General features: G+C 73.6%; 10 protein-coding genes. 8 read left to right on the plus strand and 2 right to left on the minus strand.

The features are described from left to right. The 4 genes from AB0M82_RS16850 to AB0M82_RS16865 all read left to right on the plus strand — a co-directional run. On the plus strand, positions 1–1,057 hold a 1,057-nt coding region (locus AB0M82_RS16850; protein WP_364722372.1), incomplete at its 5' end, for an extracellular solute-binding protein. 6 nt (positions 1,058–1,063) lie between these two features. Next, positions 1,064–1,969 (plus strand): sugar ABC transporter permease, encoded by a 906-nt coding sequence (locus AB0M82_RS16855; protein WP_364722374.1) that lies wholly within the window; start codon positions 1,064–1,066, stop codon positions 1,967–1,969. Continuing rightward, positions 1,966–2,790, plus strand: coding sequence for a carbohydrate ABC transporter permease (locus AB0M82_RS16860; RefSeq protein ID WP_364722375.1), 825 nt, complete (start codon positions 1,966–1,968; stop codon positions 2,788–2,790). Before AB0M82_RS16855 ends, AB0M82_RS16860 begins: the two co-directional genes overlap by 4 nt. Beyond that, positions 2,787–4,157, plus strand: coding sequence for a GH1 family beta-glucosidase (locus AB0M82_RS16865; protein WP_364722377.1), 1,371 nt, complete (start codon positions 2,787–2,789; stop codon positions 4,155–4,157). Before AB0M82_RS16860 ends, AB0M82_RS16865 begins: the two co-directional genes overlap by 4 nt. Before the next feature lie 8 nt (positions 4,158–4,165). Here the strand turns inward: AB0M82_RS16865 and AB0M82_RS16870 are convergent, their stop codons facing one another. Together AB0M82_RS16870 and AB0M82_RS16875 are read right to left on the minus strand one after the other, a co-directional pair. Next, complete coding sequence (locus AB0M82_RS16870) at positions 4,166–7,765, minus strand: BTAD domain-containing putative transcriptional regulator (RefSeq protein WP_364722668.1); 3,600 nt, start codon at positions 7,763–7,765, stop codon at positions 4,166–4,168. Positions 7,766–8,003: 238 nt separating this feature from the next. After that, positions 8,004–11,258: a BTAD domain-containing putative transcriptional regulator gene (locus AB0M82_RS16875; protein ID WP_364722379.1), complete on the minus strand. Its 3,255-nt coding sequence runs from the start codon at positions 11,256–11,258 to the stop codon at positions 8,004–8,006. 177 nt (positions 11,259–11,435) lie between these two features. Here AB0M82_RS16875 and AB0M82_RS16880 point away from each other — a divergent pair, with 177 nt between their 5' ends. From AB0M82_RS16880 to AB0M82_RS16895, 4 genes are all read left to right on the plus strand, one after another. Next, positions 11,436–11,693 carry a WXG100 family type VII secretion target gene (locus tag AB0M82_RS16880; protein WP_364722380.1) on the plus strand — a complete coding sequence of 86 codons (258 nt, stop codon included), beginning with the start codon at positions 11,436–11,438 and terminating at the stop codon, positions 11,691–11,693. Beyond that, complete coding sequence (locus AB0M82_RS16885) at positions 11,690–11,968, plus strand: hypothetical protein (protein ID WP_364722382.1); 279 nt, start codon at positions 11,690–11,692, stop codon at positions 11,966–11,968. The genes AB0M82_RS16880 and AB0M82_RS16885 overlap by 4 nt, the downstream gene beginning before the upstream one ends. Positions 11,969–12,031: 63 nt before the next feature. Then, positions 12,032–12,634 carry a response regulator transcription factor gene (locus tag AB0M82_RS16890; RefSeq protein ID WP_364722384.1) on the plus strand — a complete coding sequence of 201 codons (603 nt, stop codon included), beginning with the start codon at positions 12,032–12,034 and terminating at the stop codon, positions 12,632–12,634. Between the two features lie 69 nt (positions 12,635–12,703). Further along, positions 12,704–14,029, plus strand: a complete 1,326-nt coding sequence (locus AB0M82_RS16895) for an amidase family protein (RefSeq protein ID WP_364722386.1) — start codon at positions 12,704–12,706, stop codon at positions 14,027–14,029. Positions 14,030–14,044: the final 15 nt, after the last annotated feature.

Here is a 14,044-nt window from a genome sequence, read left to right on the forward strand (position 1 = left end):
CCACAAGGGCCTCGCGACGCAGCTCGCCACCGGGCACGGCGCCGCCGACGTCGTCGCGATCGAGGAGCAGTACATCCCGCAGTACCGCAAGGCGAAGGACAAGTTCGCCGACCTGGCCGGCTTCGGCGCCCGCGACCTCGAACGGCAGTGGGCGCCCTGGAAGTGGGCGCAGGGCACCGACGGCGCCTTCGTGCTGGGCCTCGGCACCGACATGGGCAGCCTCGCGCTCTGCTACCGCCGCGACCTGTTCCAGGCCGCGGGCCTGCCGGTCGACCGCGACGAGGTCGCGAAGCTGATGCCCGACTGGGCCGCCTACGCCGCCACCGCCGAGCGATTCACCGGCAAGACGCCGGGCGTGAAGTTCGCGGACTCCGCCGGGACCGTGTACACGGCGATGCTGAACCAGTCGCCGGAGAACTACTTCTCGCAGCGGGACGACTCCTTCGTCGCCGACCGCAATCCGAGCGTGCGCAATGCCTTCTTCCTCGCCGGCGGCATCGCCGCGAAGGGGCAGACCGCGGCGGCGACCACCTTCACCCAAGCCTGGAACGTCGCGATCAAACAGGGCTCCTTCGCCACCGTCGCGTGCCCCGCCTGGATGCTCAGCCAGATCAAGGAGGCCGGCGGCGACGCCAACCGCGGCAAGTGGGACGTCACGACCGTGCCCGGCCAGAGCGGCAACCAAGGTGGCTCGTTCCTGACCGTGCCGAAGCAGGGCGAGCACCCGAAGGAGGCCTACGAGCTCGCCCGCTGGCTGACCGCGCCGGAGCAGCAGAAGAAGCTCTTCCTCACCGACGGCATCCTGCCGAGCGAACCCGCCGTGTACGAGGATCCGGAAGTCGTCGCCCACACGGACCCGTACTTCGGCGACGCGCCGACCGGGCGGATCTTCGCCGCCTCGGCCGACCGGCTGCGCCCGAACTACCGCGGCCTGCGCGACGCCGACGTCCGGCCGGAGTTCGGCCGCGCGCTCGGGCGGATCGAAGACCGCACCGAAACGAACGTCGAGCTGGCCTGGGCGGAAGCCGTCCAGCTGGCCCAAGCCGCGCTGAAGTAGTCACGCGTGCGGCACCGGCTCGCCCGTTTCGACCGCAAGGTCACGCCGTTGCTGCTCGTCGCGCCGTTCTTCGCGCTGTTCGTCGTCTTCGGCGCCTTCCCGCTGCTCTACACGGCGTGGGTTTCGCTGCACGACTGGAACCTCCTCGAAGGCGACCAGGGCCACCTCGGCTTCGCCAACTACGGCGACCTGCTCGCCGACCCGCGGTTCTACAACGCGCTCGCCAACACCGTCGGCATCTTCCTGCTCGCCGCGATTCCGGAATTCCTGCTGGCACTGGGCATCGCGGCGCTGCTCGACCGGCCGCTGCGCGCCGCGACCTGGTGGCGCACCGGCATCCTGCTGCCGAACGTCGTCTCCGTCGTCGCGATCGGGCTGGTGTTCGGGCAGCTGTTCAGCCGCGACTACGGCGTCGTCAACGAAGTCCTGGGCTGGTTCGGCGTCGCGCCGGTCAACTGGCAGGCGAGGACCTGGACGTCGCATCTCGCCGTCGCGAGCATGGTGCTCTGGCGCTGGACCGGCTACAACGCGCTGATCTACCTGGCCGCGATGCAGGCGGTCCCCGCCGACCTGTACGAGGCCGCGGAACTCGACGGCGCTTCGCGGTGGCGGACGTTCTGGTCGGTCACCGTGCCGGGCATCCGGCCCGCGCTGGCCTTCACGGCCATCGCCGGCACGGTCAACGGCCTGCAGCTGTTCGCCGAGCCGCAGCTGTTCGACGGCGGTGGATCCGGCGGGACCGGCGGCAACGACCGCCAGTTCCAGACGCTGGTCATGTACCTGTACGAGAAGGGTTTCACGCACTTCGACGCCGGTTACGCGGCCGCGCTGACCTGGGTGATGTTCGTGATCTGCGTGCTGTTCGCGCTGGTGAACCACCGGCTGGTGCGCCGGTTCGTGAGGGCGGCGTGACGGGGCGGCGCCGTCCGGGCGGCTGGGTGTACGCGGTGCTGACCGGCGTGCTCGGCGCGTCGGTGTTCCCGTTGTACTGGTCGTTCGTCGTGGCCACCCGCGACAACTCGGCGATCGGCGAGACGTCGCCGCTGCTGGTGCCGGGTGGCCACCTCGTCGAAAACGTGCGCCGCGTCTTCGGCACCGTCGACTTCTGGCTCGCCATCGGCAATTCGCTGATCGTCGCGGGCACCGTGATGGTGTCCAACGTCGTCCTGTCCAGTCTCGCCGGGTTCGCCTTCGCCCGGCTGCGGTTCCCCGGCCGCGACACGCTGTTCCTGCTGGTCGTCGGCTCGGCGATGGTGCCGGCGCAGCTCGGCGTCATCCCGCTCTACCTCGTCGTCGGCGACCTCGGCTGGTACGGGCGGCTCGAAGCGGTGATCGTGCCGGCGCTCGTCAGCGCGTTCAGCGTGTTCTGGATGCGCCAGGCCTGCGAGAACGCGATCAGCGCCGACCTGGTCGACGCCGCGACCGTCGACGGCTGCTCGATCCTGCGGACCTACTGGCACGTGGCGGTGCCCGCGCTCCGGCCCGCGGCGGCGGTGCTCGCGATGCTCACCTTCATGGCCACCTGGAACGACTACTTCTGGCCGCTGGTGATCCTCGACCCCAACGAAACGCCGACCGTGCAGGTCGCCCTCTCGCAGCTGGCCAGCGGCTACTACACCGACTACGCGCTCATGCTCACCGGCGCGACCGTGGGCGTCCTGCCCGTGGTCGCGCTGTTCCTGCTGCTGGGCCGGCACATCGTCCGCGGGATCCTGAAAGGCGCGCCAGTATGACCGATCTTTCCTTCCCGCCGGGCTTCCTGTGGGGCGCGGCGACCGCGTCGTACCAGGTCGAGGGCGGCGTCGCCGAGGGCGGCCGGGGTCCGTCCATCTGGGACACCTTCGCGGCCGTTCCGGGCAAGGTGCTGGACGGCACTTCCGGCGAAGTCGCCTGCGACCACTACCACCGGTACGCGTCGGACGTCGGCATGCTGGCGGATCTGGGCCTCGGTGCCTACCGCTTCTCGGTCGCGTGGCCGCGGGTGATGCCCGACGGCCGGACGACGTCCGCGGCCGGCCTCGGCTTCTACGACCGGCTGGTCGACGAGCTGCTGCGCCGCGACGTCGTCCCGGTGCTGACGCTCTACCACTGGGACCTGCCGCAGGCGCTGGAAGACGCGGGCGGCTGGCCGTCGCGCGACACCGCTTTCCGGTTCGCCGAGTACGCGGCCGTGGTGCACAAGGCACTCGGCGACCGCGTGAACCAGTGGACGACGATCAACGAGCCGTTCTGCGCGGCGTTCCTGGGGTACGGCAGCGGGGTGCACGCGCCGGGCGTCCAGGACCACGACACGGCGCTGGTCGCGGCGCACCACCTCCTGCTGGGCCACGGTCTGGCGGTGCGCGCGCTCGCGGGGCAGGCGGGGCACGAGTTCTCGCTGGCGCTGAACTTCGCTCCGGCTGTTCCCGACGGCTCTTCGCCGGCCCACCTCGAGGCGGCGCGGAAGTTCGACGGCATCCACAACCGGTTCTTCCTCGACCCGGTGCTGGGCCGGGGATACCCGGCCGACGTGCTGGCGGACGTTTCCCACCACGGCGGCCGGTTCGCGGCTTCGGTGCGCGACGGCGACACCGATGTCATCGCCGCGGCGATCGACTGGCTGGGCGTGAACTACTACGCGCCCGCCCGCGTCACGCCGTTGGCTGACCCGCTGGCGCGGAGCAACTGCCCGCTACCGGGGTTGCGCGGCTTGGACGTGCTCCCGGCGCCCGGCCCGCTGACGGCGTTCGGCTGGGAACAGGCGCCCGCCACGCTGACCTCGCTGCTGAGCTGGGTCTCCGGCCGATCCGGCGGGCTGCCGCTGGTCGTGGCGGAGAACGGCGCGTCCTTTGTGGACGAAGTGACCGACGGCCGGGTCTTCGACGCGGCCCGGGTGAACTACTTCCTCGAGCACCTGCGCGCGGTCCACGACGCGATCCGCGCCGGGGTGGACGTGCGCGGGTACTTCGCGTGGTCGCTGCTGGACAACTTCGAGTGGGCGATGGGGTATTCGCAACGGTTCGGCCTGGTGCACGTCGACTTCGAGACGCAGGCGAGGACGGTCAAGGAGTCGGGCCGCTTCCTGGGCCGGGTCGCGAAGGCCAACGCGCTGCCGGACTAGGCGTGTCGTCAGGCCCGCCGCCGGAAGGCGTCGGCGACACCCGAGCGTGCCGGGGTGTCCAGCTTGCCCAGCAGCCTCGCCACGTGGGCCTGGACCGTCCGGCGCGGCAACGACAGCTCGGCCGCGATGTCCGGGTTGGACCGGCCCTCCGCGACCAGGCTCGCGATGCGGACCTCGATCGGCGTCAGCGACTCCCACCCGTGCCCGGGCCGGATCGACGAGAACAGGGCGCCGCGGCGCACGCCGAGACGGCGCAGACGGGTTTCCGCGCGGCGCAGGTCCCAGCGCGCCGACAACGCCGTGTACAGCTCCGCCGCTTCCTCGAACGCCGCGTGCGCCGCGTCCAGCCCGCCCGCGCGGGCCAGCAGCACGGCCGCGTCCTCCAGCGCCGAAGCCAGCTCCGGGCGACGGCCGACCGCGCGGAAGTGCTCGGCCGTCGCGAGCACCGGCGCCGGGTCCTCCTCGATCAGCCCGCGGCACCACGACGCCGCCGCGTGCGCCCGCGCCGGCCGCCGCTCCTTCGCCGACTCCTCTTCGCAGACGCCCAAAGCACGCCGGGCGCGCCCCACGTCGTCCTGCTCCATCGCCAGCCGGACGAACGTCGGCAGCCACTGGTGCCGCAGCATCATCCGCGCGTACGTCGGGTTCAGGATCGGTTCGAGGACGGCCATCGCGCGGGCCCGGTCGCCGCGCTGCTCCGCGGCGAGGGCGTCGGCGACCAGCAGGAAGTCGAAGCTCTCGCGCTCGGCGCTGGTCGCCGGGGCGTACTTCTCCGCCGCGTCGAGGTGGGCGGCGGCCTGCGCCCGGTCGTCCCGGTGGCCCGCGATCAGCGCCGCGACGCCGTGCAGCAGCAGCGCCGCCGGGCCGGGCTCGCGCAGGCCGTAGAACGTGATCGCCGGGCCGTCCTCGATGACCGTGTCCAGCTCGACCAGCGCCTCGTCCCAGCGGCCTTCCCAGTACCGGTGCACCGCGGCGGACACCTGCAGCCCGACCGGCATCGAGTGCCGCGCGGCGACGTCGCCCGCCGCGCGGAGCGCGTCGCCCGCCTCGGCCAGCCGGTCGAGGTTCTGCAGCGTGAACACGCGGTTGTCGAGCAGGTCGAGATGCAGGTCGGCCAGCTCGTGCTCGTCGCCGACGGCCTCGATCGCCGCGTCGATGTGGGCGAGCGCGCTGTCGTGCTCGCGGCGCACGGAATCGACCAGCCACAACGTCTGCAGCGAGTGCGCGGTCAGGTACCGGTCGCCCCCGGCGAGCGACTTCGTTTCGTACGCGGCCTTTTCCGCGGCGTCCAGGTCGGCCAGATCGCCGCGGCGGAAGTTCGCCAGCAGCTGTCGGTGCTTGACCCGCCAGAGCTCCGGCACGGCCGGGTCGTCGAGCGACGCGCCGAGCGTCGCGACCGCGCCCGCGGTGTCCCCGCGGCGGTGCCGCATCGCCGCGAGCAGGTGCCGCATCTCCTCGCGGGCGTCCGGGTCGGTGGCGGCCTCGAGTGCTTGCCGCGTCAGCGCTTCCGGGTTGCGTTCCAACCGGAACAGCACCTTCACCAGTGCCACGAGCAGGACCTCCCGGCGCGGGTCGGCGCTCGCGCACGCGGCCAGTGCCCGTTCCAGCAGCTCGACGGCGATCAGCGGCGCCCGGTGGGACACGGCCGCGTGGTGCCCGGCGAGCCAGTCCAGCACCCAGGCGTCCACAGTGGCCGGTGCGGCCACCAGCTGCTCGGCGACGCGCTTCACCGGCGCGCCGATCCGGGCGAGCGCCTCGGCGGCCTGCCGGTGCAGCGCCGCCCGCGTCCCGGCCGGCAGCCGGTCGTAAAGTGCTTGGCGCAGCAGGGGATGCCGGAACGCGAGCTGGGTCCCGGTGTCGATGAGGACGTTCGCCGCGACGGCTTCTTCCAGCGGCTCCAGCAGGTCCGACGGCCGGGCGCCGAGCACCGCGGCGATGTCGCCGACGGCGAACTCCATCCCCAGCAGCGCGCCCCAGCGCAGCACTTCCTGCGTCCGCGCCGTGAGGAAGTCCAGCCGCCGGTCGACCGCGGCGACCAGCGACCGCGGCGCCTCGAACTCCGCCGGGTCGTCGACGTCGGCCTCGCCGCCGGTCACCTCGATCGCGCCGGCGCGCAGCAGGACGTCGACCATCTCCTTGACGTACAACGGGTTTCCCGCGCCGCGGGCGGCCAGCTCGCGCAGCCCCGGCCCGGGCCGCGCCCCGATCTGGTCCTCGATCAGCCTGCCGACGTCTTCGCCGGTCAACGGCGCGAGGTCGAGGAGCACGCCGTCCCGCGCCTGGACGCCGCGGCGGAGCTGGGCGAGCTCGGCGCGGTCCGGCGCCGGCCGGGTGGCGGCCACCAGCAGCAGTGGCAGCTGCCGGGTCGCCGCGCAGAGCCGGTGCCAGACCAGCACGGACGCCTCGTCCGCCCACTGCAGGTCGTCGATCACCAGCACCTGCGGGGAGTGCGCGCACAGCTCGTCGACGAGGGCCAGCAGCCGGTCGACGGCGCCGAGCACCGGGTCGGCCGGCCCCCAGCTGCGCCACACCGGCCCCTCGCCCGAGAGCTCCTTCGCCACCCGCGCGCGCCGCGGGTCGGCCGAATGCGCGTCGATCGCCAGGCACTCCAGCATCACCTGCAGCGGGAACCGGGTGCTCAGCTCGTCCGCGGCCGCCCAGAGCCGCTGGAAACCGGGGCCATCCGGCAGCGAGCTGGCGAGCAGCTGGGACTTTCCGATCCCGGCGTCGCCCTCGATCCACACGGCCCGGCCGCGGCCGGCGCGGACGTCGTCGACGAGTTCGGCGAGCCGGGCGATCTCGGTTTCCCGCCCGAAGAGCCGGTGGCCGGTGACGACGACCGGCGCGGCGGGCGCGTCGAGTGCCGGGTCCTGGGCGAGGATCCGCTGCTGGAGCCGTTGCAGCGCCGGGCCGGGCTCGACGCCGAGCTCCTCGACGAGCGTGGCGCGGGTGTCGCGGAAGACGTCGAGGGCGTCGGCATGCCGTCCGCTGCGGTAGAGCGCGAGCATGAGCGACTCCCGCAGCGACTCCCGCAGCGGGTGCGCACCGGCCAGCACCGCCAGCTCCGGCGCCAGATCGAGGTGCCCGCCGAGGGCGAGCAGGGCTTCGGCGCGCCGTTCGAGGGTGTTCAGCCGCAGTTCGGCGAGGTGTTCGCGGTGCCGCTCGGCGAACCCGCCGGGCACCCCGGAGAGGGCTTCGCCCTGCCAGAGCGCGAGTGCGGCGTCCAGCTCGGTGACCGCCGCCCGCGGATCGCCCTCGTCGAGGTGCCGCCGCGCGCGTTCACGGTGCCGCTCGAACACGGCCGCGTCGAGCGCGTCTTCGCCGAGCAGCAAGGAGTAGCCCGCCGGGCCCGACACCAGGAGACTGGCGGCCGACCAGCGCGACCGGTCCGGTTCGAGCGCCCGGCGCAGCCCCGAGACGTAGGTGTGGACACTGCCTTCGACGCTCGCCGGCGCGGAAGCACCCCAGACGCCGTCGATGAGCTCGCCCCGGGGGACCGGGCGGCCGGCGTTGACCGCGAGCACAGCGAAGATGGCGCGCTGACGGGCCGGGCCGAGACCGATTTCGGCCGCCCCGCGCCAGGCCCGCAACGGGCCGAGCACGCCCACCCGCAGACCGGTCTCCGCATCCCCTCGCACGTCGCCGTCCCCTCTGGGGCCGCGCCCCAGACCCCATCCCCCAGGGACATCTCTCGGTTACTTCGGTGACCTTACTGACGTGGCAACCCCTCGCCGGGTTGCTCGCACCCGGGTTCCGCCCAAGGCCGTGAATGTCGCATTGAGGGACTTGAAGTCCCTCAATGCGACATTCACGGAACTCGCGTGAGTCCGAGCCTCGGCCGCGGCGTCATTCGCCGGCGGTGGCGCGGGACCGCACCGGGTTCGCCCGCCGGATGCCGAACGGCCGCATCCGGGCCTCGGCGCGCCGGACGTCCCAGACCGCGCCCATGCCGGTGTAGGCGGTCAGCGCGGCGCGGAACGCCGTCCGCGCCTCGGTCAGCTCACCGGACTCGGCCAGCAGGATCGCCGCGTCTTCGGTCGCCTTGGCCTGCTTGAGCAGCCGGCCGGCGGTCCGGTAGTGCCCGGCCGCGGTCAGCACCGGCCCGGGGTCGCCGGTGACCAGGCCGCGGCAGTGCGCCGCCGCCGCGGCGTGCGCGGGCGGGACGTCGCCCTCGGGTTCGAGCAGGCGCAGCGCCTGGTGGGCCAGCTGCCGCTCGCCGAGCCGCCCGGCGAGCCGGACCAGGTCGGGCAGCCACTGGTGACGCGCGGCGGGCGGGTGGTTCTCCTCCAGCAGCGGCAGGAGCGCGGCCAGCGCCGCCTCGGGCCTGCCGTCCTGTTCGGCCAGCAGCGCCCGGGCCGCGAGCAGGAAGTCACCGCCGTCGGGCTCGAGCCCCGGCGGCCACTGCTGCCGTCCCGCCGCGTCGACGTGCGTCCTGGCCAGCGCCGGCTCGCCGCGGTGGCCGGCGATCAGCGCGCCGACGCCGTGCACCAGCAACGCCGAGCCCGGGCTGCGCAGGACGTAGGACGCGGTTTCCGCACCGTCGCGGATCACCGCGTCCAGCTCCGCCAGCGCCTCGGGCCAGCGGCCCAGCCAGTAGTAGTGCACCGCGCCGGCCAGGTGCATCTCGCCCGGCACCGCCCGGGTCGCGGCGATCCGCCGGGCGGCGTCGAGGGGCCCGGCGGCTTCGTCGAGGCTGTCGAGGTTCGGCACGGACAGCGCCGCGTCGGCCAGCGGGTGCAGCCCGGCCGGCACCAGGACCGTCTTTTCGCCGAGCCGCTCCAGCGTGGCCAGCAGCGATTCGTGCCGCCCGCGCCACATCTCGGGGACGTCGGCGTCGTCGAGGGTCCGCTTCAGCTCGGCCGTCGCTTCGGCGAAGTCGCCGCGGCGGTAGTAGATGTAGGCCAGGATCCAGCGCATCTCGGCCGCACGCCTGCTGTCGGACGTCCGCGCGACGACCGAGCGCGCCTCGGCTTCCGGCTCGCGGCCGAGCCAGAACAGCAGCCGGGCCAGGGTCGCGGTCAGCGACTCCCGCGCGTCCGGCGGCAGCGTGCCCTGGGTGACGGCGTGGCGCAGCAGGTCGACGGCGACCCGCGGGGTTTCGGTGGCGACCGCGCCGATGTGCTCCAGCAGCCACGCGGTGACCCAGGGGTCGACCTGAGCGGGCGCGGCGGCGAGCTGCTCGGCGACGCGGTCGGCGGGCGCTCCCGCGGCGACGAAGGCCTCGGCCAGCTGCCGGTGCAACGCGACCCGCATCGCCGCGGGCGTCTTCTCGTAGAGCACGCGGCGCAGCACCGGGTGCCGGAACGCCAGCCGGTCGCCCGATTCGACGAGGACCCCGGACGTGATCGCCTCGTCGACCGTGCCGACCAGGGCCGTCGGCGGCCGCTCGGTCGCGACGGCGAGGTCCGACAGCGAAAACTCGCGGCCGAGCAGCGCGGCCCAGCGCAGGGTGTCGCGGGCGCCGACGGAGAGGAAGCTCAGGTACAGCGTGATCCGCGACGCGAGCGGCCCGGGGATGGCCTCGCACGCGTTGCCGTCCAGGTGCGCGTGGACGCCGTCGAGCACGATCATCGACCGCGCGAGCAGCGCCTCGACGATTTCCCCTACGTAGCGCGGGTTTCCGGCCGCGTAGGACACCAGGAGCCGCAGGCTGGGTCCCGGCGGCGCGCCGACCAGTTCGGTGGCGAGCTCACACGCGGCGGTCTCGGCCAGCGGCGGCAGCGCGAGGACGCGGATGTCATCGTTGTCAATTTCGGCTCGCAAATCGTCGAGCGCGGCCGGCCGTGGCACCGGCCGGGACGCCCCGATGAGCAGCAGCGGCAGCTGCCGCGTCTCGCGGCTCAGGTACCGCCAGACCCGCAGGGTGGCGTCGTCGGCCCACTGCAGGTCGTCGACCGCGAGCACCAGCGGGGCCTCCGCGCACAGTTCGCGGACCAGCCCGAGCACGCCGTCGACCGGGTCCTCGCCGGGTCGCTCGGCGAGCCGGGCGGCCAGGCCGGCGCGGCGCTCGTCGGTGGCCCGCGGGTGCACGCCCAGCGCGTCGAGCAACGGCCGCAGCGCGAACCGCTGGTCCAGCGCGTCCGCGTCGGCGAAGGCGGGGTTCAGGTCCTGCGCCATGGCGAGCACCTCGGCGAGCAGGGCCGTGCGGCCGCTGCCCGGCTCGCCTTCGAGCCACAGCGACCGGCCGGATCCCGCGCCCAGGTCGTCGACCGCTTCGCGCAGCCGGGCCAGCTCGGTCTCCCGGCCGACGAAGGGGTCCGCGCGTTCCGGCGGCGACGTGGCCGGGAACCGCGTCACGCGTGCGGGCGACGGCGGGACCGGTTCCGGGGCCCGTTTTTCCCGCAGCTGCTCGTAAAGCCGTCTCAGCGCCGGGCCGGGCTCGGTGCCCGACGACTCGACGAGCCGGTCGCGGACGTCGGCGTACACCGCGATCGCCTCGGTCCGCCGGTCGGCCTGGACCAGCGCGCGCATGAGCAGCCCGCGCAACGTCTCGCGGAACGGGTGCTCGCGGGTCAGCGCGGTCAGCTCGGCGACGAGTTCGGTGTGCCCACCCGACTCCAGCACGACTTCGGCACGGCGTTCGATCGTCGCCAGCCGTACTTCGGCCAGCCGGGCGCGCTGGGCGGCGGCGAACGGCCCGGGCAGGCCGGACAGCGGGACGCCGTGCCAGAGGTCCAGTGCTTCGTCGAGGGTTTCGCGGGCACCGCGGAGATCGCCGGCCGACTGCCTGCGTTGCGCCTGCTCGCGCAGCGCTTCGAACCGGTGGACGTCGATCGCTTCGGCGGCCAGGCGAAGCGAATAACCGGAACCGATCGACGCGAGCAGCTGCGGGCCCTCGCCCTTGGCGCGGCCGGGCTCGAGTGCGCGCCGCAACCCGGAAATGTAGGTGTAGATGGAACCCTGCGCGCTCTGCGGCGGCGCTTCGCCCCAGACGGCGTCGATCAGCTCCTCGCGCGAGACGGTGCGGTCCGGGTGCATCGCCAGTGCGGCGAGAACCGTCCGGCGGTGCGCGGAGCCGAGCTCGAGCTCCGATTCGCCCTGCCAGGCCTTGACCGGGCCCAGCAGCTGGAGTCTCGGTGCGGAGCCGTCCGCGGCCGACATCGGTCTCCCTTCGTGCGCGACGAAGTGTCACGCGCCGGATGTCTGCCGTGAGCATACGCGGAAGCCGTGAACCGGCAGGCAAGGATGGCGGACATTCGGGCAACGGCGCGCGGCCGGGGTTTCGTTCGGCTGTCCGGTACGCGACGCTCGGGACGCCGAGATGCCGAGGAGTCCCGAATGGCCGCAGCCACGCAGACGGAGGACATGCGTCGGGCCGCCGCGCTCTTCGCTTACGCCATCGAGGCGGCCAATTCGCGGCTCCGCGACGTCAACAGCGAGATGGCGACGGTGCAGGCATCGTGGCGCGGTGAGGCCGCGGTGCGGTTCGGCCAGGCGATGCGCGACTGGGAGCAGGAGTTCGACGTGATCCTCTCGCGGCTGGCCCGGCTGCTCGAGACGACCGGCGGCCGCGTGCCGCGGCAGCGCGTGCCATGACCCGGCACGAACTCGACGTCGGCTTCGCCGATCTCGTGCTGGACCGGCTGGGGTCGATCAGCGGCGAGCTGGGCGAGCTGCTCGCCGAGCTGGAGGCGGGCGTGGAACCGGGGCTGGCCGGCTGGACCGGCGAGGCGCGGGAGCAGTACCTGCGCGCCAAGCGCGACTGGGGGAGGGCGGCCGAGCGGATGCCGGAGTGCCTGGAGCGGGCGCGGGAGGCGTTCGGCGAGCTGGCCCGCGGCGGCGGCGACCCGGCTTCGCCCGGGGGCTGGTGAGACCTTCACGCGCGTGAAGACGGAATAGGGAAGGCGTGAAGACGCGCCCTCCACACTGCGACCATGAAGCCCGTCGAAGTGACCGTCCTCGCCTCGGACCCGATCACGCACGCCGGCGCGGTGAGCCTCCTCGAAGCGCATCCGGACGTGCGGGTCACCGACCTCGTGCCCGACGTGCTGCTGGTGATGGAGGACCATGTCACCGAGGCCGTGCTCGGCGAAATCCGCGCGGCCAAGGCGTCGCACGTCGTGCTGGTCGTCGAGCACTTCCGCGAGAGCGACCTGATGGCGGCGCTGGAAAGCGGCGTCGTGGCGATCCTGCCGCGCCGCGAGACGGGCGGCGCCGAACTGGTGACGGCGGTGCTCGGCGCGGGTGACGGCACGGCGAACCTGCCGCCGCGGCTGCAGGGGGCGCTGTTGTCGCAGGTGCAGCGGATGCGCACGGACGTCCTGGAGCCGAACGGGCTCACGCTGTCCGGGCTCGCGGCCCGCGAGTGCGACGTGCTGCGGCTGGTCGCCGAGGGGTTCGGGACCGAGGAGATCGCGGCGAAACTGTGCTACTCCGAACGAACCGTGAAGAACGTCCTCTACGGACTGATGACGCGCTGCGGCCTCAACAACCGCGCCCATGCCGTCGCCTACGCGCTGCGGGCGGGCGCCATCTGAGACGTTTCCTGCGTCACTGTCACCCTTTCGTGGCTTTCGGATCCCCTGATCGGGGCTAGGGTCACGATCATGGTGCTGACCGCAGTGGAAATCGCGGCCTCCGTCCGGGCCGGGAACCTCGATCCGGTGCAGGTGGCCAAGGAGGCGCTGGACCGGATCGCGGCGGCGGACGGCGTGGTCGGCGCCTTCCGCCGGGTGCGCGCCGCCGAGGCGCTGGCCGAAGCCGCGGAGATCGCCGCCCGGCCCGACCTCGCGTCGCTGCCGCTGGCCGGCGTTCCGGTCGCGGTCAAGGACGTCACGGAGATCGCGGGCGAGTTCGCTTCGCACGGTTCGGCGGCGGGGCCGTCTTCACCCTTCGGGGAGGACGGCGTGATCGCGGCGCGGCTGCGGGCCGCCGGCGCGGTGCTCGTCGGGCTGACGCGGGTGCCGGAGCTGTGCGTCTGGCCGATGAGCGACACCCCGGACGGCATCGCCCGCAACCCGTGGGAGCCGACGTACGCGGCGGGCGGCTCGTCCGGGGGTAGCGCGGCGGCGGTGGCGGCCGGCCTGGTGCCGCTGGCGCACGGCTCCGACGGCCTGGGCTCGATCCGGCTCCCGGCGGCGATGTGCGGGCTGGTCGGGTTGAAGCCGGGCGCTGACCTGCTGTCCGAGGGCGGCTGGTTCGGCATGTCGGTGCACGGCCCGCTGGCCACGACGGTCGCCGACGCGGCGCTGCTGCTTTCGGTGCTGGCTTCGGAGCCCTCGCTGGCTTCGGTGCCGACGCCGTCTTCGGTGCGCATCGCGACATCGACGACAGTGCCGCTGCTCCACACCCCGGTGCCTCGTGAGCTCGTCGCGGCGGTCTCGGAGGCGGCGGACCTCTTGGCCGCGGCCGGCCACACGGTTTCCCCGGGAGCGCCGCGCTACCCGGCGACGATGATCCTGGGCATGACGGCCCGCTGGGTCGCGGGCCCGGCGCTCCAGGCCACCGGCTTCGACTTCTCTTCGCTGCAGCGGCGAACGCGGGCGCACGTCCGCGCGGGCCGGCTGATCCAGCGCCTGGGCCTGATCCGCGAACGCACGCGGCAGCGCTGGCTCGAGCGGGCGGAGGAGTTCTTCGACGGCCACGACGTCCTGATGACACCGACGCTCTCGCACTGGCCGGTGAAGGCGGGCCGCTGGCACGAGCGCCGGTGGCTGTCGAACGTCGTGCCATCGACGCGCCTGGCGGGGTTCACGGGCCAGTGGAACCTGGCGGGCTACCCGGCGATCACGGTCCCGACGGGCCGAGCGGCGGCGACGGGCCTGCCGACCGCGGTGCAGCTGGTGGGCCGCCCGGGATCGGAGTCACTGCTGCTGGGCTTGGCGGCCCAGCTGGAGTCGGCCAACCCCTGGCCCCGCACGGCCCGCAACTGAAGCGCCCCAATGTGG

Source organism: Amycolatopsis sp. NPDC051128, assembly GCF_040682715.1.
Lineage (GTDB): Bacteria > Actinomycetota > Actinomycetes > Mycobacteriales > Pseudonocardiaceae > Amycolatopsis.

Bases quoted from the DNA above. Each gene is read 5' to 3' on its own strand.
- AB0M82_RS16865 (WP_364722377.1), top strand. From the start codon at position 2,787: ATGACCGATCTTTCCTTCCCGCCGGGCTTCCTGTGGGGCGCGGCGACC.
- AB0M82_RS16875 (WP_364722379.1), bottom strand. From the start codon at position 11,258: ATGTCGGCCGCGGACGGCTCCGCACCGAGACTCCAGCTGCTGGGCCCG.
- AB0M82_RS16880 (WP_364722380.1), top strand. From the start codon at position 11,436: ATGGCCGCAGCCACGCAGACGGAGGACATGCGTCGGGCCGCCGCGCTC.
- AB0M82_RS16885 (WP_364722382.1), top strand. From the start codon at position 11,690: ATGACCCGGCACGAACTCGACGTCGGCTTCGCCGATCTCGTGCTGGAC.
- AB0M82_RS16890 (WP_364722384.1), top strand. From the start codon at position 12,032: ATGAAGCCCGTCGAAGTGACCGTCCTCGCCTCGGACCCGATCACGCAC.
- AB0M82_RS16895 (WP_364722386.1), top strand. From the start codon at position 12,704: ATGGTGCTGACCGCAGTGGAAATCGCGGCCTCCGTCCGGGCCGGGAAC.